Annotated in this window: 19 protein-coding genes, 2 pseudogenes and 1 riboswitch; of the genes and pseudogenes, 13 read left to right on the plus strand and 8 right to left on the minus strand. The window is 73.6% G+C overall.

What is annotated here, in order from left to right; translation table 11 throughout:
- Window positions 1-44 precede the first annotated feature (44 nt).
- From QTQ03_RS11675 to QTQ03_RS11690, 4 genes are all read left to right on the plus strand, one after another.
- Window positions 45-968: an alpha/beta fold hydrolase gene (locus QTQ03_RS11675; RefSeq protein ID WP_289278026.1), complete on the plus strand. Its 924-nt coding sequence runs from the start codon at window positions 45-47 to the stop codon at window positions 966-968.
- Between the two features lie 119 nt (window positions 969-1087).
- Entirely contained in the window at window positions 1088-3205 is a 2118-nt protein-coding gene (locus tag QTQ03_RS11680; protein WP_289278027.1) for a HelD family protein, read from the plus strand.
- Between the two features lie 75 nt (window positions 3206-3280).
- Window positions 3281-4195: a cation diffusion facilitator family transporter gene (locus QTQ03_RS11685; RefSeq protein ID WP_289278028.1), complete on the plus strand. Its 915-nt coding sequence runs from the start codon at window positions 3281-3283 to the stop codon at window positions 4193-4195.
- 152 nt (window positions 4196-4347) lie between these two features.
- Window positions 4348-4480, plus strand: a riboswitch (cyclic di-AMP (ydaO/yuaA leader).
- 17 nt (window positions 4481-4497) lie between these two features.
- Complete coding sequence (locus tag QTQ03_RS11690; RefSeq protein ID WP_289280779.1) at window positions 4498-5550, plus strand: coiled-coil domain-containing protein; 1053 nt, start codon at window positions 4498-4500, stop codon at window positions 5548-5550.
- Between the two features lie 52 nt (window positions 5551-5602).
- Here QTQ03_RS11690 and QTQ03_RS11695 read toward each other — a convergent pair whose 3' ends face one another.
- Window positions 5603-6058, minus strand: a complete 456-nt coding sequence (locus tag QTQ03_RS11695; protein WP_289278029.1) for an SRPBCC family protein — start codon at window positions 6056-6058, stop codon at window positions 5603-5605.
- A gap of 204 nt (window positions 6059-6262) precedes the next feature.
- Window positions 6263-6625 carry an STAS domain-containing protein gene (locus tag QTQ03_RS11700; protein ID WP_289278030.1) on the minus strand — a complete coding sequence of 121 codons (363 nt, stop codon included), beginning with the start codon at window positions 6623-6625 and terminating at the stop codon, window positions 6263-6265.
- Window positions 6626-7141: 516 nt separating this feature from the next.
- On the opposite strand from QTQ03_RS11700, the gene QTQ03_RS11705 reads away from it, so the two are divergent.
- From QTQ03_RS11705 to QTQ03_RS11720, 4 genes are all read left to right on the plus strand, one after another.
- Window positions 7142-7282: a hypothetical protein gene (locus QTQ03_RS11705; protein WP_289278031.1), complete on the plus strand. Its 141-nt coding sequence runs from the start codon at window positions 7142-7144 to the stop codon at window positions 7280-7282.
- A gap of 115 nt (window positions 7283-7397) precedes the next feature.
- Window positions 7398-7805 (plus strand): hypothetical protein, encoded by a 408-nt coding sequence (locus tag QTQ03_RS11710; protein ID WP_289278032.1) that lies wholly within the window; start codon window positions 7398-7400, stop codon window positions 7803-7805.
- Window positions 7806-8128: 323 nt separating this feature from the next.
- Entirely contained in the window at window positions 8129-8815 is a 687-nt protein-coding gene (locus QTQ03_RS11715; protein ID WP_289278033.1) for a BON domain-containing protein, read from the plus strand.
- Between the two features lie 168 nt (window positions 8816-8983).
- Complete coding sequence (locus QTQ03_RS11720; protein WP_289278034.1) at window positions 8984-9532, plus strand: DsbA family protein; 549 nt, start codon at window positions 8984-8986, stop codon at window positions 9530-9532.
- A 53-nt stretch (window positions 9533-9585) separates the two neighbouring features.
- Here the strand turns inward: QTQ03_RS11720 and QTQ03_RS11725 are convergent, their stop codons facing one another.
- Window positions 9586-12450, minus strand: coding sequence for a winged helix-turn-helix domain-containing protein (locus QTQ03_RS11725; RefSeq protein WP_289278035.1), 2865 nt, complete (start codon window positions 12448-12450; stop codon window positions 9586-9588).
- 178 nt (window positions 12451-12628) lie between these two features.
- Here QTQ03_RS11725 and QTQ03_RS11730 point away from each other — a divergent pair, with 178 nt between their 5' ends.
- The 4 genes from QTQ03_RS11730 (at window position 12629) to serS (ending at window position 17009) form a co-directional block, all read left to right on the plus strand.
- A complete protein-coding gene (locus tag QTQ03_RS11730) occupies window positions 12629-13078 on the plus strand; it encodes a hypothetical protein (RefSeq protein WP_502889745.1) in 450 nt (149 codons plus the stop codon).
- Entirely contained in the window at window positions 13075-14283 is a 1209-nt protein-coding gene (locus QTQ03_RS11735; protein WP_289278036.1) for a zinc-dependent alcohol dehydrogenase, read from the plus strand. Before QTQ03_RS11730 ends, QTQ03_RS11735 begins: the two co-directional genes overlap by 4 nt.
- Complete coding sequence (locus QTQ03_RS11740; RefSeq protein WP_289278037.1) at window positions 14276-15445, plus strand: saccharopine dehydrogenase family protein; 1170 nt, start codon at window positions 14276-14278, stop codon at window positions 15443-15445. Before QTQ03_RS11735 ends, QTQ03_RS11740 begins: the two co-directional genes overlap by 8 nt.
- Window positions 15446-15725: 280 nt before the next feature.
- Complete coding sequence (serS, locus tag QTQ03_RS11745) at window positions 15726-17009, plus strand: serine--tRNA ligase (RefSeq protein ID WP_289278038.1); 1284 nt, start codon at window positions 15726-15728, stop codon at window positions 17007-17009.
- 42 nt (window positions 17010-17051) lie between these two features.
- Here serS and QTQ03_RS11750 read toward each other — a convergent pair.
- From QTQ03_RS11750 to QTQ03_RS11765, 4 genes and pseudogenes are all read right to left on the minus strand, one after another.
- Window positions 17052-18259 (minus strand): annotated as a pseudogene (locus tag QTQ03_RS11750) (IS110 family RNA-guided transposase).
- Between the two features lie 327 nt (window positions 18260-18586).
- On the minus strand, window positions 18587-19207 hold the full coding sequence (locus tag QTQ03_RS11755; protein ID WP_289278039.1) for a redoxin domain-containing protein: 621 nt from the start codon (window positions 19205-19207) through the stop codon (window positions 18587-18589).
- 23 nt (window positions 19208-19230) lie between these two features.
- Entirely contained in the window at window positions 19231-20700 is a 1470-nt protein-coding gene (locus QTQ03_RS11760) for an NADH-quinone oxidoreductase subunit NuoF family protein (protein ID WP_289278040.1), read from the minus strand.
- Window positions 20697-22334 (minus strand): hypothetical protein, encoded by a 1638-nt coding sequence (locus QTQ03_RS11765; protein WP_289278041.1) that lies wholly within the window; start codon window positions 22332-22334, stop codon window positions 20697-20699. Before QTQ03_RS11765 ends, QTQ03_RS11760 begins: the two co-directional genes overlap by 4 nt.
- A gap of 258 nt (window positions 22335-22592) precedes the next feature.
- Between QTQ03_RS11765 and QTQ03_RS11770 the strand changes: the two genes are divergently transcribed.
- Window positions 22593-23729, plus strand: coding sequence for a site-2 protease family protein (locus tag QTQ03_RS11770; RefSeq protein WP_289278042.1), 1137 nt, complete (start codon window positions 22593-22595; stop codon window positions 23727-23729).
- Between the two features lie 551 nt (window positions 23730-24280).
- On the opposite strand, the pseudogene QTQ03_RS11775 reads toward QTQ03_RS11770, so the two are convergent.
- Window positions 24281-25291: pseudogene (locus tag QTQ03_RS11775) on the minus strand (NAD(P)/FAD-dependent oxidoreductase); the annotation flags it as partial.
- Window positions 25292-25427: the final 136 nt, after the last annotated feature.

Below are 25427 nucleotides of genomic sequence, written 5' to 3' on the forward strand. Positions count from 1 at the left end.
GTTACCGTCGGTGTGACGGACTCGCACCGCCCGGGGAGGTGGCGATGCCGGAGACACGTGAGGTGCGTCTGGCCGACGACGTCCGCCTGCACGTCGAGGTGAGCGGGCCGGCCGACGCCGAGGTGACGGCGGTGCTGCTGCACGGATGGACCCTGGACGGGCGTTGCTGGCACCGGCAGCTCGCCGACCTGCGGGAACGTTTCGGCGCCGTCCGCGCGGTGACCTACGACGCCCGCGGGCACGGCCGGTCCAGCTGCATGGCGCTGCCCACCGCCACCCTGGCCCAGCTCGGCGACGACCTCGCCGCGGTGCTCGACACGGTGGCCCCCACCGGCCGGGTCGTGCTGGTCGGCCACTCGATGGGCGGCATGACGGTCATGGAGTACGCGCACCGCCATCCCGCGCACTTCGCCGCCCGGGTCGCCGGGTTGGTGTTCGTCTCCACCACCGCGGAGGGGCACACCCACACCCGCTACGGCCTCTCACCCCGGATCGCCCGGTTGATCCGGCTCGCCGAGACCACCGGCGCCGGCGTATTGGCCCGCTGCGGGTCCTGGCGACCGCCGCGAGCCCTGTTGCGTGCCCTCCGGCCGAGCATCCGCTGGATGCTCTTCGGCGACCGCTGCGAGCCGACCGACATCCGCCTGGTCACCTCGGCGGTGGCCCACGCGTCGCTCCGGTCGATCGGTGGTTTCCGGGCCTCGATCGGGGCGCAGGACCGGCTGGAGACCCTGGCCGAGCTGGCTCACCTGCCGGCCGCCGCGCTGGTCGGCGGCCGGGACCGGCTGACCCCGCCGCCGTGCGCCGAGTCGATCGCGGCCGCCCTTCCGGCGATCGAGCTGACCGTCTGCCCGGGTGCCGGGCACATGCTGATGATGGAGCGTCCTGATCAGGTGAACGGCGCGCTGGCCGGTGTGCTACGCCGCGTGCTGGACCGCCCCGCCGCGACGGTGGAGTCCGTCGGGTAACACGTTCGCGCACCTCCGGTGCCTGCCGGTGATGCCGGGGCCGTACTCTCGTTCGGTTGGCCGGCGTACGGCCGCGCGTACCGCGCCGCCCTCGCCGTCGACATCAGGAGGAGCGAGCGTTGACCGACCAGACCGCGCTGGAGCAGGAGATCGCCGTCGAGCAGCGGCATCTCGACCGGGTGTACACGCGCCTGGCCGAGCTGCGCCGGTCGGCGGTCCGCGCGGAGCGGGAGGGCTACCGGCTGGCCCGGGTCGGCAACTTCGGCGCCCTGGTGGAGCGGGACGCGATGGTGTACCACGCGGCGCAGCGCCGGTACCTCCTCGACGCTGAGCACGAGGGGCTGGTCTTCGGCCGCCTCGACCTGCGTGACCGGCAGGTGCTGCACGTCGGCCGGCTGGGTATCCGCGACGAGAACGCCGCCACTCTGGTGGTGGACTGGCGCGCCCCGGCCGCCGCCGCCTTCTACCGCGCAACTCCGGCGCAGCCGCTCGACGTGGTCCGGCGTCGCATGATCCAGTCAAGCGGCGAGCGGGTCACCCGGATCGAGGACGATCTACTCGACCCGGCGGCCGCCCCGCCGGAGATGACGGTGGTCGGTGACGGCGCCCTGCTCGCCACCCTGTCGAAGGCGACCGGACGCGGCATGCGGGACATCGTGGCCACCATCCAGCGAGAGCAGGACGAGGCGATCCGGTCCCCCGGGTCGGGCGTCACGATCGTCTCCGGCGGCCCGGGGACCGGCAAGACCGCGGTCGCCCTGCACCGGGCAGCGTACCTGCTCTACTCCGACCGCAGCCGGTATGCCGGCGGCGGGATCCTGGTGGTCGGGCCGTCGACGGTCTTCGTCGAGTACATCGCCTCGGTGCTGCCCTCGCTGGGCGAGGACACCGCCACGCTGGCCTCGCTGGGCAGCCTCATCCCCGGGATGACCGCGGCCCGCACCGACCCGCCGGAGGTCGCCGCGGTGAAGGGTTCACTACGGATGCGGCGGGTGCTGGAGCGCGCGGCCCGGGACGCGGTCCCGGGTGGTCCCGGCGAGCTGCGGTTGCTCTACCGGGGCCAGCTGTTGCGGATCGACCGCCGCGAGCTGGACGCCATCCGGGAGCGGGCGCTGCCGCGGGGGGCGCGACGCAACGAGGTGCGCCGGGTCGGTTTCGACGGCGTCTTCGCCGCGCTCTGGGCGCAGGCCCGGCGGTTGGGCGTCGCCGGCCTGCCGGCGCAGCACGCGTTCGAGGACGAAGTCGCCGAGCGGCCCGAGTTCCGCGAGTTCCTCAAGGCGTGGTGGCCCCGGCTGCACCCGCGCCATGTGCTCGGCTGGCTGGCTCGGCCCGATCGGCTGCGCCGGTACGCCGCCGGCGTGCTCGCCGCCCGCGAGGTCCGGCTGCTCACCGAGGCGTACCGAAGTCTGGACTCCCGGGGGCTGACCGTCGCCGACATCGCCCTGCTCGACGAACTGGACACTCTGCTCGGCAAGCCGATGAAGCCAGCCCGGCCGAAGCGGGACCCGTTCCAGCTGGCGGGTGGGGTCCGCGAGCTGAGCACGTTCGCCGACCGGCAGCGCGCCGCCCGGGAGGCCGCCCGGCGGCGCCCCGAGGACTACCGCGAGTACGCGCACGTGATGGTCGACGAGTCGCAGGACGTCTCGCCGATGCAGTGGCGCATGGTCGGGCGACGCGGACGGCTGGCGTCGTGGACCGTGGTCGGCGACCCGGCGCAAACGGCGTGGACCGGTGACCCGGACGAGTTGGCCCGGGCCCGCGACCAGGCGCTCGGCCGTCGCCGCCGGCACTACTACACGCTCACCACCAACTACCGCAACTCGGCGGAGATCTTCACGGTGGCGGCGGCGGAGATCCGGCGGCTCGACCCCGACCTGCCGCTGCCCACCGCCGTCCGCACGACCGGCGTCGAACCGGTTGAACTGGTGGTGCCGCCGGCGGAGTTGGAGACCGCCGTCGTGGAGGCCGCCGGTGCGCTGCTCGCCGAGGTGGCGGGGACGGTGGGCGTGATCGCGCCGGTGCCGCGCCGGGAGCAGGTCGCCGGGTGGCTGGGTGGGCTCGGCGCGCTGCGCCTACAGGTGGTGACCAGCCTGGAGGCCAAGGGTATGGAGTACGACGGGGTGGTGCTGGTCGCCCCGAGCGAGATCCGGGCCGAGCCGGGATCGGGCGTGCGAACCCTGTACGTCGCGTTGTCCCGCGCCACCCAGCGGCTGACCACGATCGATCCCGCCGAATGAACGCCATCATTTGCATACATAGCGATGTGAGCATAGATTGGACGCGGATCGGGACGGGTGACGGAAGGTGTCCGCGTGGGCCCAAGTCATGACCACCACGGGGCGGTCGCGAACGCGGCGGAGCGGCACCGGAGCCGCCTCTGGGCCGCCTTCGGGCTGCTCGCCACCCTGATGACGGTGGAGGCGGTGGCCGCGTTCCACACCGGGTCGCTGGCGCTGCTCAGCGACGCCGGACACATGTTCACCGACGTGCTCGGCATCGGCATGGCGCTCGCCGCCCTCACCGCCACCCGCCGCCGCAACGGCGATCCGCAGCGCACCTTCGGCCTCTACCGGCTGGAGGTGCTGGCCGCGCTCGCCAACGCCCTACTGCTCTCCGGCGTGGCGATCTACGTGGTGGTGGAGGCCGTACGCCGCTTCGGCGACCCGCCGGAGGTGCTGACCGGCCCGATGCTCGCGGTGGCAGTCCTCGGCCTGCTGGCCAACCTGGTAGCCTTCGTCCTGCTGCGACCCGGCGCACGGGAGAGCATCAACCTCCAGGGCGCCTACCTCGAGGTGCTGGGCGACCTGCTCGGCAGCCTCGGCGTGATCGGAGCGGCCCTACTGATCGCGGGCACCAACTGGTGGTGGGCCGACCCGCTGGTCGCGGTCGCCATCGGCGTGTTCATCCTGCCGCGCACCTGGCGGCTCGGGCGGGCGGCGCTGCGCATCCTCGTCCAGGCCGCCCCGGAGCACCTCCAGGTCACCGCCGTGCACGACCGCCTGGTGACCGTTCCGGGCGTCTGCGAGGTGCACGACCTGCACGTCTGGACGCTCACCTCAGGCATGGAGGTGGCCTCCGCCCACCTCACCATGGCACCCGGCGCCGACGTCGGCGCGGTCCTGGCCGCGGCGCGGGCCACGCTGCGGGAGGAATTCCACATCGAGCATGCGACGTTGCAGACCGAGCCCGGTGCGACCCACGGAGCCTGCGGGTCGGTCGAGTGGTGACGAACACATCCGCGATCTGACGGGATGTTCGTTGGTGACATCCGATCCGACTGTCGTCACACGGACACCCTGGGTAACTCCCACTGCAATCGCCCCAGCCACACCGGTAGGCTCTGTTCCGGCCTCCGCCAGGCGGCACCCACCGGTGCCGGCGGCGGCCGCCGCCTAATCGCCCCCGCGGGGCGAGCCGGGGAACCAGGTACCTGGGGTGCATCCGCGCCAGCGGTAGGGATCTTCCGTCCCGAACCCGTCAGCTAACCCGGTCGGCGGCTGACGGAAGGACATGTGGATCAATGCCGGAAGTGGCACCCGAACGACATGCCGCCCGGGTGGTGGCCCTGATCATCGCGGCCCTCACCCTCACCCTCGGTCTCGGCGTCGCGCCGGTCGCCCCCGCGGCGGCCGTTCCCCCGGCCCGCCAGGCCGCCGCACCCGGGGACGATCCGGAGGGCGGCACCCCCGCCCTCCGCGCGCAGCTCGAGGCGGCCAGCAAGGGCTACCTGGACGCCAAACGGGCCCTGGACACCTCGGTGAAGCGGCAGGCACAACTCGCCGAACAGCTCAAAGCCACCGAGACCCGGCTCGCCGAACAGACCACCCGGGTCGGCGAGCTGGCCGGCCTGGCGTACCGCACCGGCCGGCTCGGCGCCGCGTCGGCGCTGCTCAACAGCGGCACACCGGAGGGCTTCATGGACCGGGCCGCCGCCTTGGACGCGGTCACCGCCAACGAGGACCAGGCCCTGCGCGAGCTGCGGGACAACCGAGACCAGGTCGCCGAGGCCAAGCTCGCGGTGGAGGTCGAGATCGTCGAGCAACGCAAGCAGCAGGCGGTGATGGCCAAGCGCAAGCAGCAGGCGGAGCGGGCGCTCACCACGGCCAACTCCCGGGCCGCCCAGGCTCCCGCCAGCCGGGGCGGGTCCCGGACCGCCGCGCCGGCCCCGCGCAACTCGGACGGCTCCTGGCCGCGGGAGTCGTGCAGCGTCAACGACCCGACCCCGGCCAACGGCTGCATCACCCCCCGGACGCTCCACGCGCTCAACCAGGCCAAAGCGGCCGGATTCACCCGGTACGTCTCGTGCTACCGCCCCGGCGGCTCGGGCGAGCACCCGAAGGGCCGGGCCTGCGACTTCGCGGCCCAGAAGAACGGCTTCGGCGGTGCCGCCACCGGGGGCGACCGGACCTACGGCAACAACCTGGCGGCGTTCTTCGTCAACAACGCCGACCGGCTCGCCGTGCTCTACGTGATCTGGTACCGGCAGATCTGGCTGCCCAGCAGCGGGTGGAAGTCATACAGCGGAGCGCGCGGCGATCCGTCCAGCGACCACACCAACCACGTGCACCTGTCGGTCTACTGACCACAGGCGGGCCGGGTCCGCCGGTCACCCGGACGGCCCCGGCCCGCCGTGGTCAGACGGAGGGCGGATCGGCGGCCAGCACGGCGCCGAGTCGACTGCCCAGCGCCAGATGGGCCGACCGGGCCTGCGCGAACACGTACCCGAACAGCGACGCGGGCGCGGCGACGGTGACCTCCACGTCGATCCGGACACCGTCTGGATCAGCCGACAGCCGGGTGCGGTTGCGGACGGTCGTCGCCGGCCACTGCCGGGCCACAGTCACCACCTCGTCCGGATCGGCGACAAGCACGTCGGCGCGGTACGCGATCGGGAAACGCAGCCGTCCGACCGCCAGTTGGTCGGTGATCGCGTAGCTGGCGCGGGCACCGGACGCGGGCGGAAGCCGCCGGACCCGGACCATCAACGGATGCAACTCCACCTGCTGGAGCGGGTCGGCGAGCAACGCCGCGGCGACCACGGGCGCGCAGCGTGCCTGCACGGTATAGCTGAAGGATTCGCGCCTCAGCACGCCGTCTCCCCACCGTCGTGGCTCCGCCCGATCGTCGCCCACCCACGCCCGGCTGGCAATGCCCGATCGGACACCGACGAACGCCCACCCGCTCGCTACGGTCGACTGATACGGCACCACCGGGGTGACCGAGCCGGTGTCGGCCAAGGGGGGACACACGCCGCCGACGAGCGCGGGGCGGTGAGTCGATGGCCGCCGAGTGGGTCAGGCGCCCGGGAGGACTTCCGGGGCCGCGGCACCCGCGTAGTAGGGCTCCGGGGCGCCGAAGAGACCGAGCAGGCCGGTCACCCAGAGCTGCCGGTGCACGAACCGGCTCGGCTGGGTGACCACCAGCTTGACGCCGCTCACCTCGGCGGTCTGGAAGCCCGCGACCATGGCGCTGATGCCGACCGAGTCGATGAAGGTCACCAGCCGCATGTTCAGCTCGATCCGGGTGGGGCGTCCCTTGGCCAGGATCTCGGCGATCGCCTCGCGCACCTCGTACGCGGTGTCCACGTCGATCTCGCCACGCGGCGCGATCTCGAGGACACCCCTGGGCAGGACCGACTTCACGATCGACAGGCTCACGCGAGCACCTCCACTCGCCCATCCGACGGGCGCCTCATCAGTACGCGGGCCGCGACCGAGAGTATTCCTCCGACGCCCTCGGTCGCCACCCCTCGGGATGAGCAATTCTTGTGGTCCGGAGCTCCAAGTCGCCTATGTCCGGACATTTCACCTTCCGTTTCCACGATCGTCGGCGACGGACAGTCGCCGAACCAGAGTAGCTGTCCTCGGCCGTTCCGACCTCAACCCGGCCCGCCGGGGCGCCCCGCCCGGAATCGGGCCCCGCCCTCTTCCACCCCGCACGCCCCCACCTTCCACCCCGTACGCCCCCACCGGAAGTCGTTTTCCGCCGAGGCGTCCCCACCTCGCGCGCCGGCGCGTTGCCATATCGGCTACAGGCCGGTGGACCGCGGCACAGCCGACGCGGCACAGCCGACGCGGCGCGCGTGCCCCGGTGCGGTTGTTCGAGACACATAGCATCGACGGACAGGACGGTACCGTGACGGAGGAACAATCGATGATCAGGAGAGCGGATCGATGATCAGGAGACTGGCCGCGCTGGCCGGGGTCGGTGCACTGCTCACCCTCGTACTGGCCTGCGGTTTCGGCGGCGGTGAAGACGAGGACGAGGACGACGACTTTGCAGGACGCACGACGGTGGGCGTCGTCCTCCACTGACCCGGTTTGTGGCGCCCCGCCGCGGGGCAATGGCGCACCAGGCGATCCGCGACACGCCGGAGACCCGCCCGACGTCCGACGTGGCCGCCGGTTTCGGCATTCGAGGAGGTAGACGATGTACCCAATCAAGCTGCTGGACCGCCGTGCCAAACCGGAGCGGATCGCGGACCAGGCGTGGCAGCACCTGGCCTCGGCGGTCAGCTTCGCGGGGGACAATGTCCGTCACTCCGCCCGCTCCGCCCGCCGTGGCGGCTCCGGTCTCGCCGACAACGCCGGCGACCTGGTCGGCTCGGCGGCCGAGGAGGCCCGGCGCCGCGCCACCCTGGCGTTCGACGCCCTCGCCGGCCGACGGCCGGCGCTGCCGTGGACGATGCTGATCGGCGCCGCGCTGGTCGGGGTGGCGGTCGGCTGGGCCGCCGGCACCGCGGCGCGCGCGGTAGGCAGCTGCTCGGACCGGTCGGCCGACGACATCGAGTTCGTCGACGTGGATCGACCCAGCTCCCCCGCCGACCTGGACGACTGACACCGTTCACAGCCTGAGCACCCCCGGACGACCGAGTCGTCCGGGGGTGCTCAGGGCGACCCGCGATCTCGCACCACCGACCGGCCGCTGCGCCTCAACTGGATACGCGACCCGAAGCCGCGAGATCGACAGGTGCGGGGACCGAGGAGGGGCTCTGGGGCTGGTGAGAGAACTCAACCCGTCGTGGTGCAGGGCCAGAAGGCGGTCCCGATCGGCATGGCGGACCGACACCGTCACCCGCCCCGGGCGAGGGCGCCTCACCCGCCGAACGGACAGGATCGTGCCGGACGGGCGCGTGTCTGTCACCGAGGAGGGAGTCAGCGATGACCATCATGACGATCAGCCGCACCGACCAGGACATCCAGGCCGCCGTGCTCGATGAGTTGACCTTCGAGCCCCGGGTGCGACCGCACGAGATCGGCGTGACCGTCACCGAGGGGGTGGTGACCCTGACCGGCCGGATCGACAGCTACGCCCGGAAGTGGGCCGCGGAGCGCGCCGCGCACCGGGTGCCGCGGGTCCGGGCTGTCGCCAACGACCTCACCGTGCAGATCGGCACCGCCGCCGAGCGCCCGGACCCGGACATCGCCACGGCAGTCGACCACAGCCTCGAGTGGGACGCCTTCGTACCGGTGGACCTGATCGACGTGAGCGTGTCGCACGGCTGGGTCACGCTGCACGGCGATGTGGAGTGGGAGTACCAGCGCCGGGCCGCCGAGCGTGCCGTCGCCCGGCTGACCGGCGTCCGCGGGGTGAGCAACGGTCTCTCCGTCCGCCCGTCCGTCCGTGCCGACGGGCACCTGCTCGCCGAGCGCATCGTCGACGCGCTCGCCCGTAACCAGGCCACCGAGGCGGAGCAGATCACCGTCCGGGTGCACGGCGACACCGTGCTGCTCGGCGGCTTGGTGCACTCGATACCCGAACGGGCCGAGGTCGAGCGGACCGTCTGGTCCGCCCCGGGGGTCCGGGAGGTGCAGAACCACGTCGCCGTCGCCCCGGTGCTGCGGTAAGCCCGGCCGGCGAACCACCCGGGCGGGGTGAGCCATCCTCACCCCGGTCCGGACGAGCCTGGGAGTCATGACTGATCCGAACGGGCTGGCCCGACCCGGGCGCGCGACGCCCGGGTCCATGCCGCGCCGGGCGCGACACCACGGCACTGATCGGCAGGTGGTGGCGCAATGACCACGCCGCTCCAGGTCACCGCCCGCCTACGGATTCCGGTAACCGAAACCGACCACGTGCGGGGGCCGGCGAACGCGCCGGTCACGATCGTCGAGTACGGGGACTTCCAGTGCCGGTTCTGCGGGGCCGCGTACACGAACCTCGCCGAACTCCTCCGCCAGCGGGCCGACACGGTCCGGCTCATCTACCGACACTTCCCGATCGCCAACGTGCACCCGTACGCGCAGAGCGCCGCCGAGGCAGCCGAGGCCGCCGCCGGACGCGGGCGGTTCTGGGTGCTGCACGACTGGCTCTACGAACACCAGGACCAGCTCGACCCGGTGCATCTGTCGCTCGGCATCGAGCAGGTCGGGCTGCCCGCCGACGAGATCAGCGCCGAGATGGGCGGTCAGACCCACACCGACCGGGTGCGGCGCGACTTCGTCGGCGGCATCCACAGCGGCGTGGCTGCCGCCCCGACCCTGTTCGTCAACGACGTCCGCCACGACGGCGGCTACGACCTCGCCGACCTGCTCGCCGCGGCCGACGCCGCCGCGCCCCCGTGACCCCACCGAGGCGCGTCACACGGTGACCGGAACGCCGCGCCGATCAGGCCCGGTCAGATCAGCCGCAGGTCACGGGCCCGGCGGACGGCCTCGCGCCGGCGCGTGGCGTCAAGCTTGCGGTAGATGTTGCGCACGTGGGTCTTGACCGTGTTAACGGACAGGGACAGTTCAGCGGCTATCTCCACGTTGGACAGAAGGCTCTGCAGGTATCGCAGGATGGTCAGCTCGCGCTCGGTGAGCGGCTCGTCGAGCACGGCGGGCCCGGCCCCGGTCCCCACCCGCTCCGCCGGCTCGTCCGCACCGCGCACCAGGTCGTCCACCGTGGGCCAGTGCGCCGTGCCCGTGTCCAGGTGCGCCGCCAGCAGGTCGCGAAGGCCTGGGTCCGCGTGAGCGAACGGCCGGCGGACGCCCTCCGGCCCGGCCAGGTCGAGGGCCCGCTCCAGCACCCGCCGGGCCCGCCGCTCGTCGCCCGCGCGCCCGGCGAGCACCGCGTCCAGCACCGCAGCCTCCAGGCGTACCGGCAGTGGCCAGCCGTCCGCCTCCACCGCCTGCCAGTCGGGCAGGGCGGCCTCGGCGGCTCGGACGTCACCCGCCCGCAGTTCGACCCGGGCGAGACCGACGGCGAGCACGGCGTCGTCGCCAGCGTCAGCGAGCAGGTCCCGGGCGGCCTCCAGGTCACCCCGGGCCCCCCGCAGATCCGCTTCGGCGACGCGCAGCCACCGCTCGGGTTCACCCGCCTCGGACCGCTCGGCCAACCGGTCCCGCGCGGCGGCGAGCGCCCGCTGCCCGCCCGCCAGGTCACCGGCGTCCCGCAGCAGGTGGGCCCGGCACAGCCCAGCCACCGCCCCGCCGTCCGGTTCCCCCGACGCCGGCTCCGCCAGCGCCAGATTCGCCTCGGTCTCCTCGGGCTGGTCGCGATACAGCGCCACGACGGCCAGCGCCAGGTACGCGTACCCGCGGTCGGTCCGACAGGACCAGCCCTGGCACGGCGGCAGGGCGAGCGCCGCCCGGGCGGACGCCTCTGCCTCCCGCAGCCCGCCGCGCACCGCGCTCAACACCGCCACCCGGCTCGCACCGACCAGTTCGGTCCGCGTCCGGCCGGTCGTCCGCGCTGCCGCGAGCGCGACCCCCAGATGCGTCTCCGCGCTCCGCAGGTCGCCGTCGGCGAGGTCGGCCAAGCCGAGCGCGGTACCCGCCACCGCCCGCACGTCGGCGTCCTCGGCGCCGGCCCCGCGCGGCTCGGGCTGCGGGGCCGGCGCCGCGAGCAGCCGGTCCACCGGCTCCGGGCCGGGCGGCACCGCCGCCGGACGGGAGGCGAGCAGCCGGGTCGCGGCGTCGCGGACCGCCCTCGAATCAGCGGACCGGCGGGCCACCGCCAGTTCCACCGCCGTGGCCAGCCGGACGAACCGCTCCCGGCGGGGCACGGGCAGCGACCGGGCCAGCTGCGCGGCGCGGCGCAGATACCCGGTGGCGGCCGGCACGTCCCCGGCGTGGGCGCGTTCCGCGGCACAGGCCAACGCCAGTTCCGGGTCCCCCGCCATGGCCTCGGCGGGCGGCGACGCGGCCGCCGGCGCCGGCCCGTCCGGGCCCACCGGATCATACGGGGCCAGCTCGGGCCAGCTCATCACAAACAGCTCGGTGGCCCGGGCCCAGTCCGCGCCGGCGAGCGCGTGCCGCAGCCCGTCGGCGGGTCGCCCGTTGTCGGCGTACCAGCCGGCAGCACGCAGGTGCAGCTCCCGCAGGTCGTCGGGGGGCAGCCGACCCAGCTCGGTGTGCAGCAGGTCGGCGAGCAGCGGATGGCAGCGGTACCAGGGCGGCCGGCCGTCGCCCCGCAGTAGCGGACCGCCCTCGCCGGACAGGGTGGCCAGGGCCGCCTCGGCGTCGCCGCGGCCGGTGAGCGCGTCGGCCAGCCCGGCGCAGACCGCGTCCGCCACCGCCGCACGACGCAGCACTTCCCGGTCGTCGGGGTCAAGCCCGGCGAGCACCTCGCCGCGCAGGTAGTCGGCGACGTCCGGCTGGTCGCCGCCGAACTGCTCGACCCAGCGGTCCGGGTCCGGCTGCCCGTGCAGGGCCAGCGCCGCGAACCGCAGTGGCGCCGGCCAACCACCGGTCCGCTCCCGCAGCCGGCGTACGCCCCCCGCCGGAAGCGCCACCCCGTGCGCGGTGAGCAGGTCGGCTGTCTCGTCCGCGGTGAACGCCAGCTGATCCGGGCCGACCTCGGTCAGCTCGCCGGCCAGCCGCCACCGGTGCACCGCCAGCGGCACGCCGGCCCGGGTACCGGCCACCAGCCGGAATCGCTGCTCGGCGTGTCGGAGCAGAAACTCCAGACCGGTGACCGCCGCCGGATCGGCCACCCGGTGCAGATCGTCCAGGACCAGCAGCACCGGCCGTTCCCGGGCGGCGAGGGCCGCGGCCAGCAGTTCCAGCTGGTCCGGACGGGGTGGCCGGTCGGGCAGCGGCGGGCCACCCCCCGGGTCCTCGACGGCCCGCAGTGCCGCCACCAGGTACGACCACAGGCGATCGCCGTCGTCACCGCACTCCACCGACACCCAGCCCAGGTCGACCCGGCCCGGACCCGGACCCGGGCCGGCGGCCCCGAAGTCGCCCGGCGGGACGCTCCCGGGCGACGTGTCCCGGTCCCGGGCTCCGTCCGCGGCCCCGGTCACCGGCCCGCCGCGGACCGGATCCCGGCCGGCCACGCCGGCGGCCCGGAACCAGGAGGCGAGCAGAGTGGTTTTTCCCCAGCCGGCCGGCGCGGCGACGAGGGTCACCGGCGCGGCCGTCCCCGCGTCCAGCGCCCGCAGCAGCCGGGGCCGGAGCACCACCGGTTCGGGCAGCGTGGGCGGGCTCAGCCGGGACGCCAGCACCGGCGTACCCGGTCCCGTGGCGCTCGCGATCTCCCGTCGGCCCTCCGGCACCCAGCCCCACCCCCACCGCCCGCGTCCGCGTCCGCTCCCCCCACGTCCTGCGGCCGGCAATTACCCGACCGACGCCGGTTCACCCCTTCCGGGGGAGCCCGCTTCACCCCACCCCGGCCAACCCTGGCCATAGCCGGTGGTCACCGCCGGGTCGGCACTGACGAGACGGGAGTCGCGGGTGGGACGTAGCGGACAGCGGGCGGGGATCGCCGCCGGTGCGTTGGCGGCGACATTGGTCGGGGTGAGCGCGCGGGCCGCGGCGCGGACGCTGGCCGGCCGCGCGTCCCGGATCCGCCGGGACGCCGAACCACCCCCCGCTGGATGGCAGGTGGTGACGGTCGACCGGACGCCCGGCGAGGTACTGCCCGGCGGGCGGTGGCCGGAGCCACTGCGGCGGCTCGGCGGCAGCGTCCAGGTGCGGGCGCGGACGGCCCCCGGTCACCGGGGTACCGAACTGGCCGCGCGGCCGCTGTCCGGCGCACCGCCCCCGGGGCTCGCCGCCCACCTGGTCGGCGACGACCCCGCCCGGATGGTCCGGGCCGCGCTGCGGCAGGCCAAGCAGCTCACCGAGACGGGCGAGGTGCTGCGCGCCGACCGTACGCCGATGGACCGGGGGCCGGCCGGATGAGGGCGCTGTGCTGGACGGGCACCGGTCAGGTGGCGGTGCGGCAGGTACCCGATCCGGAGCTGCGCAACGGTCACGACGCGATCGTTCGGGTGCGGCAGAGCGCCACCTGCGGCGGCGACCTGCCGCTGCTGGCCGGGCGGCCACCGTACCTGGCCGTGGGCGAGGTACTGGGGCACGAGTTCCTCGGCGAGGTCGTCGCGGTGGGGCCGGAGGTGCGCCGGCACCGCGTCGGCGACCGGGTGGTGGTCAGCGCCTCGGTCGCCTGCGGCGGCTGCTGGTACTGCCGCGGCGGGCAGCCGTCGTGCTGCGACAACGGCAGCCTGGAGCCGGAGGCGGGCGAAGCGGCGTACGGGCACCCCGTCCCCGGGGCCTTCGGACGTCCCCGGGCCGCGGGTGGGTTCGCCGGGAGCCACGCCGAGTATGTCCGCGTGCCGTACGCCGACGTCGGCGCGTTCGAGGTGCCGGACGCGGTCAGCGACGACCGGGCGCTCTTCGCCTCGGACTCCGCCCCGGCCGGCTGGATGGCGGCCGACCTGGGCGGGGTACGCCCGGGCGACGTGGTGGCGGTCTGGGGTGCCGGGGCGGTCGGTCAGCTCACCGCCCGGTCCGCCGGGCTGCTCGGGGCGGAACGGGTCATCGTCGTCGACACCGAGGACGACCGGCTGCGCATGGCGGAACGGCACAGCGGAGCGGAGACCGTCGACCCGCGCCGCGCCGACGTGCCCGCCGAGTTGCGCGAACGGACCGGCGGCCGGGGGCCGGACGTGTGTGTGGAAGCGGTCGGCCCGGCCTGGGATGGGCAGGTCCGGTCGCTGGCCGAACGGTTCGTCGGCGCCGGGGAACGCCCGCCGGCGGTCCGCGAGGCGGTGCACGCCTGCCGCAAGGGCGGGACGGTCGTCGTGCTCGGCGAGTTCACCGGGCACGTCGACGCCTTCCCGTTGGGTGCGGTCACCGCCAAGGGGTTGTCCGTGCGGAGCGCCCGGCAGCACGGGCAACGGTACGTTCCGATGCTGCTGGAGCGGATGGCCCGCGACGAGTTGCGCACCGAACACCTCGCGACCCACCGGCTGCCGCTGGAACAGGGCGCGCTCGGATACGCCCTGTTCCGGGACCGGCGGGACGGCTGTGTGCGGGCCGTGCTCAACCCGGACCTGCCGCCGGGTATCGCGGGAGCGGGGTCGGTGGCAGACTCGGCGGATGCGTGAGGATCGGACGTACGACCTCGTCCTGTTCGGGGCCACCGGTTTCACCGGTCGCCTGACCGCCGAGTACCTCGCCCGGCACGCGCCGGCCGGGCTGCGCTGGGCCCTGGCCGGGCGTAATCCCACCAAGCTCGCCGCCGTCCGAGACCAGCTCGCCGCGATCGACTCGGCGCTGGCGGACCTGCCCCTGCTCGGCGCCGACGTCACCGACGCGGAGTCGCTGCGGGCGGTGGCCGAAGGCAGTCGGGTTGTCGCCACCACCGTCGGCCCGTACGTCCACCACGGCGAGCCACTCGTCGCGGCGTGCGCCCGGGCGGGCACCGACTACCTGGACATCACCGGGGAGCCCGAGTTCGTCGACCTGATGTATGTACGGCACCACGCCGAGGCGGTCCGCACCGGTTCCCGCCTGGTGCACACGTGCGGGTTCGACTCGATCCCGTACGACCTGGGCGTCTGGTTCACCCTGAAGCACCTGCCGACGGATGTGCCGATCACCGTCGACGGTTTCGTCCGGGCCGGTGCGCGGTTCTCCGCCGGTACGTACCACTCGGCGCTGACCGCGTTCTCCCGTAGCGGCGAGACGAGCCGCGCCGCGAAGGCCCGCCGGGCGGTGGAGCCGCGGCTGGAGGGTCGGCAGGCCCGTGCGCTACCCGGCCGGATCGCCCGCTCGCCGGAGCTGGGCATGTGGACGGTGCCGCTGCCGACCATCGACCCGCAGGTGGTGCGCCGCTCGGCCGCCGCCCGGCCGGAATACGGCCCGGACTTCCGGTACCGGCACTTCGCGGCGGTGAAGCGGCTGCCGACGGTGCTGGCCGGCGCGGCCGGGCTGGGGGTGGTGGTCGGTCTGGTGAAGCTGCCACCGACCCGACGCTGGCTGCTCGGGCGGTTCTCCTCCGGGCAGGGTCCGAGCCCGGAGCACCGGGCCCGGTCCTGGTTCCGGGTGCGGTTCCTGGCCGAGGGGGGAGGTCAGCGGGTGCAGACCGAGGTGGCCGGCGGCGACCCGGGTTACGACGAGACCGCCAAGATGCTCGCCGAGTCGGCGCTCTGCCTGGCCCTGGACGACCTGCCGTCGACGTCCGGCCAGCTGACCCCGGTGACGGCGATGGGAGATGCGCTGCTGGATCGCCTCCAGCGGGCCGACATCACCTTCCGCGTCCGGTGAGTTGCCGGGCCCTCTCCTTGACGCCGGAGGTCGTGGGCGAGGAAGGGCCCCGTCACGGTCACGGTCACCGGGCGGACGGTCGACGCCGCTGCGCTGCCGTACGACGTCCCGGACCAGCGGCGGTTACCGTACCCCGGCCCGGATCGGCCGGCGCACCGCGCGGGCCTGGGGCCATGGGCTCGCTGCGGGCGGGCGGGGCTGGGCGGGCCGGAGCTGAGCGGGACGCGACGGTAGCATCTGGTGGTCCACCTGACGTCCGGACGGAGGCGTACGGAGCAGCATGCTCGACATGGAGTTGATCCGGAAGGATCGCGACGCGGTGGCGTCCGCGCTGGCCAAGCGGATGGACCTGGCGGAGGTGACCCACGCGCTGGACGAGATCCAGCAGCTCGACCAGCAGCGGCGCGGCCTGATCACCGAGATCGACGGCGAGCGCCAGCGCCGCAAGGCCGAGGCTCGGGCGTACGCGGAGGCCAAGCGGGCCGGCCGCGAGCCGGAGGTCGCGGCCCCGGAGGCCGGCCGGAGGCAGATCGCCGAGTTGGAAACCGAGCTGGACGAGGTGCAGTCACGGCTGCGGGACCGGATGAGCGAACTGCCCAACCTGCCCGCCGACGACGTCGTGCCCGGCGGCAAGGAGGCCAACCGGGTCGTCAAGACGTTCGGCGAACCGCCGGCGATCGAGAAGGTCCGCGACCACGTCGAGCTGAGCCGGATGCTGGGCCTGGTCGACCACGAGCGGGGCGTGAAGCTCGGCGGTTCCGGGTTCTGGATGTACACCGGCCTGGGCGCCCGGCTGGAGTGGGCGCTGGTCAACTGGCTGATCGAGCGGAACGTCGAGGCCGGGTACGAGTTCCTGCTCCCACCGCACCTGCTGCTGGACACGGCCGGGTTCGCCGCCGGCCAGTTCCCCAAGTTCTACGACGACGTCTACCACCTGGACCGGCGGTCCGCGCCGCGCGGGCAGTTCCTGCTGCCCACCGCGGAGACGGCGATCCTCGGGGCGTACCAGGACGAAATCCTGGAAACCGCGAAGCTGCCGTTGAAGGTGTTCGCGTACACCCCTTGTTACCGGCGGGAGGCGGCCGGCTCACACTCGGACGAGCGGGGCACGGTCCGGGGCCACCAGTTCAACAAGGTCGAGATCTTCCAGTTCGCCCTGCCGGAGCAGGCCGACGCGGCGTTGGAGGCGATGATCGGGCACGCGGAGAGCCTGGTCGAGGCCCTGGGCCTGCACTACCAGCGCAGCCTCCTCGCCGCCGGTGACGCCAGTGCGGCGATGCGCAAGACTCTCGACATCGAGGTGTGGATGCCGAGCACCGGCAGGTACAAGGAGGTCTCGTCGGTCTCCTGGGGCGGCGACTACCAGGCCCGGCGGGCAGCGATCCGCTACCGGGAGCGGGGCGGCAAGCAGACCCGCTTCGTGCACACGCTGAACGGCTCCGCCCTGGCCACCAGCCGGCTCTTCCCGGCGATCCTGGAGCAGTTCCAGCAGCCCGACGGCTCGGTCCTGGTCCCCGAGGTGCTCCGCGACCGGCTGGGCTCCGACCGCCTCACCCCGCGCTGACCTCGAGCGGCGGGGCCGGGGGGGGTGTCCCTATGGGTTTTGTCAAGCCGCGAGGCGGGGTTCGTCCGCCGGTTTCGGCTGGTATGGGGTCTTGGTGCGCAGCATGGCGTGTAGGACGTCGACGCGGCGTCGGGCGAGGCAGATGAGGGCGGCGTTGTGTTTCTTGCCCTCGGCGCGTTTCCGGTCGTAGTAGGTGCGGCTGGTCGGGTCGGTCAGGGCGGCGAACGCGGACAGGAAGAACGCGCGTTTGAGCTGCTTGTTGCCGCCCTTGGGTGGGTGCTCGCCGCGGATGCTGGTGCCGGAGCGGCGGGTGACTGGGGCCAGGCCGGCGTAGGCGGCGAGGTGGCCGGAGGTGGGGAAGGTGGTGCCGTCGCCGACTTCGAGCAGGATGCGGGCTGCGGTCCTGACGCCGATGCCGGGCATCGAGGTCAGGACCCCGGCAAGAGGGTGCGCATCAAGCATCCCCTCAACCTGTTCGGCGACTTGGTCACGCTGGTGCAGCAGGTCACGCAGGTTGTCAGCCAGTCGCGGCAGGACGGTCTCGGCCGCCGCGGTGCCAGGCACGACGACGGTCTGCGCGTCGAGCGCGGTGAGGATCTGCGCGACCAGGCGTACGCCTATGCGTGGCGCACGCTTCTTGACCATCTCGACCAGTTTCGTCCGGCCGGCCTTGCGCAGCCCGGCTGGTCCACCGCACTGCGACAGCAGCTCCAGCACGGCTGGATGCTGCAGTTTCGGGCCCAGGACCCGCTCCAGCGGCGGGTGGATCTGGGTGAGCAGACCACGAATCCGGTTGGAGATCCGGGTGACCTCGCCGGCGAGGTCGTCGTCGTAGCCGACCAGGACTTCCAGCTCAGCGAGGGCGTCGTCGCCGGCGTCGACGCGGCGCAGCGTGTGCGGCAGGGTGCGGGCGGCGTCGGCGATCACGTAGGCGTCGCGGGCGTCGGTCTTCGCGGTGCCGGGGTGCAGGTCGGCCAGTCGGCGCATGACCAGGCCGGGCAGGTAGGCCACCTGATGCCCACACACGCGCGGGCCACCGCCACGGGCAGCGCGCCGATCGATGCGGGCTGGTCGACCACCATCAGGACCCGGCCGTGCCGGGCGAGCTTGTCGAACAGTTTCCGCAGGCCGGCCTCGGTATTGGGCAGCGTAGCGTCGTGCAGCCGCTTCCCTTCCGGGGTTAGCGCGACCGCATGGTGTCCTTCCTTGCCGACATCCAGTCCGATAAAGACGCCGTACTCGTCGTACAACGCTGTGCCTCCCCAACTGCTACCGTGGCTCGGCCGCTGGTCAGCGTCGGACTGCCGGCATCCACGTTACGAAGAGACCTACCCCGCACGCGGGGCGGCCGGGTCCCTATCAGCGGTCCGCCGACGCCACCCGGCCCGGCGACAACACCCCCCGGATCATGCGTACGACAGGGGCGGTTAGTCATACCGAGCCGGGCGACCGAGCAGTCCCCGGCTGGGGACGATCAAAAAGGTAACGGGGGAATCCGGTTCCGCCGCTCGCCGGCGCTCCGCGGTGTCGGGATGGGGCCACTTCTGCCGCCGCAGGCGTTGCAGCGGCTCTGTGCCTTACCCCTGAGCGAGGGTCGCCAGCTGGCGGGTGAGCGCCTCACCGTCGAGGAAGCCGTGGTGGATGACCGTGCCGGCGCGGTCGAGGATGACGAAGGTACTCTGCTCGACCACCTCGAAGCGGCGCCACAACGCGCCCGCCCGGTCGTCGAGCTGTGGCACGCCGGCCAGCTCGAACTCGGTGACGAAGTCCTTCATCGCCCGCTGCTGGCCGAGGCCGGCGACACCGATGACCGGCACGGTGTCGCGGTACCGCGGGGCCACCTCCGCGACCGTCCACGCCTGGCTGGCGCAGGTGGCGCACCACGGCGCCCAGAACCACAGCACCACTGGTCTCCCGGCCAGCCTGGCGGCGTCGAAGGCCGTCCCGTCGAGGGTCTTCGCGGCGAATGTCAGCGTGGCCGGCACGGTCACCGGCCGCTGGGCCGGGCTCGACACCGGCACCGACGGGGTACCGGTCGCCGACGGGGCGCCGGTGGCGGCCAGCGTGCCGCCGGTCGGGGACGCCTCGTCGTTGGGCCCGGCGGTGGCGGGTACGCCGCCGTCCCCGCCGCACGCCGCCGTGCCGAGCAGGGCGACCGCCGTCACGGTCGCCAGGACGGTACCCGACAGCCGTCGCATCGGTGCCTCCCGTCGGTATGGGGTCACGACTCGGCCTTGGCCAGCCGCAGTGCCAATTCGGGGCAGACCTTGACCGCCTTGAGCGCCCCCTCGCGCAGCCAGGTCGGCACCGGCGTGGCGGGAAAGGCGGGGTATCCGTTGGCGTCGAGGCGGATGAAGTCCGGCACGACGTGCGCGCACAGCCCGTGCCCGTCGCACCGGGACCAGTCGAGCGTCAGTCGTTGCGGGTTCGCGTCGGGTGCGCCGGGCAGACCCATCACCCCCCTGACCCGCCGGCCGCACCCCTCACCGGTACTGTGCAGCCGCAGGTCCTCGGCGAAGACCTCCATCGCGGAGAGCGCGAACCGCGCCGTGCCGTCGGGGTGGCTGCACGCGCCGCGGCCCTTGACGTCCCCGGCCGCGGCCCGGACGACCTGCAGCGGGGCACTGCCGGAAACCGCGAGGTCGACCGAGCGGGCCAGATCCGGCAGGCCCATCTTGCACGGCCCGCACTGCCCGGCGGACTCGCCGGCCAGGTAGCGGACCACCTGCGCGGCCTCGCCGAGTGGGCAGGTGTCCGCGCCGAGGGGCACGATGATGCCGGCGCCGAGGGTGCCGCCGACGGCGGCCAGCCCCTTGCGGGAGATCTCAGCCCGGTCCGCCGCCTCCGGCGTGATCCACTTTCCGTGGTACCCGCCCATCAGGATGCCCGGCCCGGCCGGCACCTCGCACAGGTCGAGGATCTCCCGCAGCGGTGTGCCGGCGGCGCACTCCACCACGGCTGGCCGTTTCGCCGCCCCGGTGACGGTGAGCAGCACGGTACCGGGCTCGTCGTCAGTGCCGAGCGCCGCGTACTCGTACGGTCCGAGCCGGGCGGCGATGGCGAGGTGGGCGTATGTCTCGGCGTTGGAGAGCAGGGTGGGTAGCCCGCCGACGCCCGAGTCGCTGGAGCGCTTCTTCGTGCCGGGCGGGATGTGCGGCAGCCCGTTGATGCCGTTGACCAACGCCCCACCCTCGCCGGAGATGAACCGGTGCGGCACGGTGACGACGCTCGCCGGCACCGGCAACCGCCGTTCCCCCAACGCCTCCATCAGGGATTCCTGGCCGACCCCGTCATCGGCCACCCCAATGATGATCTCGTCGGCATCCAACGCGTACGCGGCCACGGCCGCCCCGTCGAGGATGAGGTGCGGGGCGCGGGTGAGCAGCACCTTGTCCTTCCAACTCGCCGGCTCACCCTCGGTGGCGTTGACCACCACGATCGCGGTGGCATCCTGCCGCTCGCAGGACTCCAACACCGCCCGCACCTTCTTGGCGAACGGGAAGCCCGCCCCACCTTTGCCCTTGAGCTGGACGCCTTCGGCGAGCCGCAGCAGGTTCGCCGGTTCGATCGGCCCGATCGGGCCGTGCACCTCCTCGTGGGCGAGCAGGTCGAGCCGGCCGAACTCGGCGAAGCCGGCGGTCAGCCGGGGCTCGCCGACACATGCCACCGGCGGCACGGTCGTCCGCGTCACTTGGCCTCCCCCCGCAGTCCGGCCCAGTAGGCGGTGTCGACGGAGTCCGCGTTCGCCCGACGCCGTCGTCGGCTCTCCTTCGCTTCCCGGCGCGCCCGCCGGGAAGCGAGATCGACCAGGGTGGGGGTTTCGTCCGGGGGCGGGACGTCGTCGGGGACGTACCGGGCCGGCGGTCGCCAGTAGTCCGGTTCCTCCAGCAGGTCTTCCTCGGCGCTGTGCCGGCCGCCGCCGCTGCGCGGTGCGGACGAGACCGGGGTGCCGGAGACCGGGCCCGTGGAGACCGGGCCCGTGGAGACCGGGCCCGTGGAGACCGGGCCCGTGGAGACCGGCGCGGTCTCCCACCGCCGTGCGCTGGTCCACGGCTCCTCCGGCTCGTCGGCGCGGCGTGGCGGCGCCGAACGCCGACCCGCGTCCACCTCTTCCCGGCGGCGACGGCCGCGGGTCGGCTCGTCGTCCTCCGCGCGACGACGCCGGCCGGTCGGAGCTGGGTTCTCGTCCCGGCGGGCCACCGCAGGCTCACGCTCCTCGATGCGGCGCCGGGACCGCGTGACCGGCACCTCATCCGTGCTGCGCTCGCCGGCGCGGCGGGCGGTCCGTTCGCCGAGGCCGGCCGGCTCCGGCCCGACCTCGTCGCGGCGACGGCGGTCAGCGGGCTCGCGCAGTGACCCCGGCTCCGGCACCACCGGCACCGTGAACCGCTGCGGGTCGCGGCGACGACCGCCGGGCGCGTTCCAGGTGCCTGCGAGCGTTGTCTCGGACCACGTCGACTCCCGCCCGCTCCGGCTCTCCGGCCGCTCGCCGTCATCACGCTTGCGGGCCAGGGCGCCGAGGAGCGTCCGGCCCCTGCCCTCCTCGGTCGGCCGCGCGGTCATCGCCTTGTTGATCGCGGCGGCCTGGTGCTGCTCGCGGCTACGCCGGCCCAGGTGAACCGAAAGCCGGACGAGCAGTGCGACCAGCACCAGCAGCGCGCAGGCGAGATAGCTGAGTACCACCCAGGACTTCGCGGGACGGCCGGCGTTGAGGCCGTGCGTGATGGCGAAGGGCCACGAGGCGTACGCGGCGGAGTGCAGAGTACGCCACAACCACTTCGGACCGGTCCCGGCGAAGCGGGCACGGATGACGCCGGTCCAGAGCACACTCACCATGAGCAGCCCAGCCAACGTACCCAGGCCGACATACACCCCGCGACCGCCGACGAACGGAACGACAGCGTCGGTGCTCTCCGCCCGTCCGGTGGCGACCTTGGTGATGACGTGGAAGACCAGCCCGGCCACCCCGAGGATGCCGGTGGCACGGTGCGCGGACTGGAGCAGCACCCGGTGCCGGATCAGCAGGACGAGGCGGTCGGTGGCGAGCAACCCGAGCATCACGGTGAGGCTGAGCGACACCAGGGCGATCACGCCGGCGAAGAACTCGGTGAAGAAGAAGCCGTACGCGTACACCGCGGAACCCACGCCGGTCAGCATGCTCACTGCCCACACCGCGGCGAGCGCGGAGATGGTCAACAGGACAAGTGCGGACCGCGCCGGGGCGCGGACCCCCCGCCTGGTGGTGCCGGTCCGGACGGTCGCCGTCATCGTTTTCTGCTGTGTCCGGGCCATCTGCTCCTCGATCGTCTCGCGGTGGCGCGCCACCGGCCGACCCTGTTCCCTTCTCCAGTACGAGCCACTCGCGCCGCCGGATCACCGGGCGGTAAGAAAATTCCATGCCCGCCGTCGAACCGACCCGCCACCCGGCGCGTGCAGGCCGCCGCCCGTCCCGGGACGGGCCGCGCGCTGGCCACGCCGTCGGTGACGGCGGACACCGGGCTGGCCCGGCCAACCGGTCGGGCAACTCACCGGGGTGACGTCCGCCCCTGGCATGGGAGCACCAACCAGGGGTATGACGGGAACATGAGGGCGAGTTTCCGGCTCGGTCGGATCGCGGGCGTACCCGTCGGCGTGAACTGGAGTGTCCTGGTCATCTTCGTACTGATCGCCTGGGCACTGTCGGCCAACCAGTTCCCCCGGTCGTACCCCGACCAGCCGGCGATCGCCTACGTCCTGGCCGGCCTCGCCGCCGCGGTGGTCTTCTTTCTCGGCCTGCTCGCCCACGAGGTCTCCCACGCCATCGTCGCCAAGCGCAACGGGCTCGAGGTCGGCGGGATCACGCTCTGGATCCTCGGCGGCGTCGCGGAACTGAAGGGCGAGGCGCGCGACCCCGGTGCCGAGCTACGAATCGCCGGGGTCGGGCCGCTGGTGAGCCTGCTGATCGGCATCTTCTTCGGCGTCATCGCGGTGGCACTGGCGACGACCGGGTACAACGGGCTCTGGCTCGGCGCGCTGGCCTGGCTGGGCGGCATCAACGTGCTGCTGGCCGTCTTCAACGTCCTGCCCGCCGCTCCACTGGACGGGGGGCGACTCCTGCGCGCGGCGGTGTGGAAGGCCACCGGCGACCGGACGAAGGCCTCGGTGGTCGCCGCCCGGGCCGGCTGGGTGCTCGGCGCGCTGCTGATCGGGCTGGGCTTCTGGCAGTTCTTCGCCGGTGCCGGGTTCGGCGGGCTGTGGCTGATCCTGATCGGCTGGTTCCTGATCGGCGCAGCCGGGATGGAGGAGCGGCAGGCCCGGATGGGCGACGCGCTGCGCGGCGTCCGGGTGGCCGATGTGATGACGCCTCAGCCGCAGACCGCCTCCGGGGAACTGACCGTGGCCGACTTCGTCGACAACTACCTGTTCGCGTACCGCCACTCGGCGCTACCGCTCACCGAGGAAGGTCGACCCGTCGGCCTGGTCACCCTCGACCGGGTACGCGACGTGCCGGCCGACCGTCGGGGCTCCACCACCCTCGCCGAGGTCTCCTGCCGCGCCGACGAGCTGGTGCTCGCCTCGCCCGACGAGGCGCTGAACGATCTCCTTCCCCGGCTCAGCGAGTGCACGGACGGGCGGGCGCTGGTGGTGACCGGCGACCACCTGGTCGGCATCATCTCGCCGAGCGACATCAGCCGAGCGGTTCAGCGGGGCAGTATGCGCAACCAGACGACCGGCCGCTGACAGAGGGGCGCCGGACCAGGCCGGGCCCGGAGCGCGTGGGTTCTCCGTCAGCCCCCGCTAGCACGGCCGCGGCTGGGTGGCACACCTGGCCGCTGTTCCTGGCAGACATATTTTGCCTGCCAGGAACAGGGCCCATCCGCGACACCGCATCCAGCGCGCAATCGCTGATCACTCAGGACCGTGGTCCGCGCCGAGGTCGGCTGGCCGCAGTTGCGCGATTGGCGGGGGCGGGCCGGGCCGAAGGCGGCCGGGCCGAAGGCGGTTAGCGTGGGGTAGGCGGGGAAATTCGGGTGGATGAACAGCCACCGTCATCCGGCCCAGCGGCGCAACGTCCTTCCGGCTGAGGAGGAGAGCAATCCGACCGGAGTCGGCGTGCTGTCGCCGAGCAGCCCGCCAGCGGACACCTCACCGGCGAGTGTCTGGCCGGCCACCACCCCCGGCCCACAGCCCAGTCCGGCGCCGCCGCCGGCGCCGACGCCGGTGCCGCACCCCGGGCCGCCACCCCGCGAGTGCGTCGCGTGGGAGGCTCGCGGTGCTGTTTCCCCGTTCACACACCCGTGGCGGCGGTCGTCCGCGGCCAGTACGGCGGCCTCCGCCTCGGACTCCGCCGACAACGGCTACCGCAGGGCCGCGACCGCCTGCCGGGTCTCCTCGGCGATGAGGTCGCCGTTGATCGCCGCACCCGCCTGCGCCCCGCTCGCCGCCGCGGCACCCGCCTGCGCGGCCAGGTCGGTGACGTTACCGGCCGACCACACCCCGGGGATGTCGGTGCGTCCGGTCGGATCGGCCGGGATGTACTCACCCATCGGGTGGTCGGCCGGCCGCAGCCCGAGCCCCGCCAGGAACCCGGCCCGCGCCGCCATCCGTGGCGCGACCGCCACGGCGTCCCGGCCGACCACCGTGCCGTCGGCGAGACGCACCCCGACAAGCCGGTCACCGGCGACGTCCAGCGCCGCCACCGTACCGGTCACCACGCGGATACCCCGGGCAGCGAGTTGCTCGGCCTGCTCCGCGTCCGGACCACCGCTCAGGTGTGTGAAGTACGTGACGTCCCCGCTCAACTGCCGGAACAGCAACGCCTGATGCACCGACATCGGCCCGGTGGCGAGTACGCCGATGGCCTGGTCCCGGACCTCCCAACCGTGGCAGTACGGACAGTGGAGCACGTCTCGCCCCCAGCGCTCCCGCAACCCGGGAATGTCCGGCAGCACATCGACCACTCCGGTGGTCACGAGCAGCCGACGCGCCCGGACGGACCGGCCGTCGGCCAGCGTCACCGCGAACCCGTCACCCGCACGTGCAACATCAGCGACCTCGCCGGTCACCACCCGGCCGCCGTACTCACGCACCTCGGCCCGACCGCGCTCCAGCAACTCGGCCGGCGGCATCCCCTCCCGGGCCAGCAGCCCGTGTACGCCCCCGGCCGGAGCGTTACGCGGGGCACCCGAGTCGACGACCACCACCGAACGACGGGACCGAGCGAGCATCAACGCCCCGTTCAGGCCAGCGGCGCCACCACCAACGACCACCACGTCATAGCGACTGTTCAACTCATCGGTCATCCTGACCACCTCCCGGCGGCAACCATCCACCGACGACGGCAAACCGGCAAACATCATTGCCACTCCGGCAAATAAGTGGCATGGACGGCGACCTGCCACCACCCAGCTGACCCGACCGGAACAGCACCCACCCCCG

Origin of the sequence: Micromonospora sp. WMMA1363 (assembly GCF_030345795.1) — a bacterium.
Taxonomy (GTDB): domain Bacteria; phylum Actinomycetota; class Actinomycetes; order Mycobacteriales; family Micromonosporaceae; genus Micromonospora.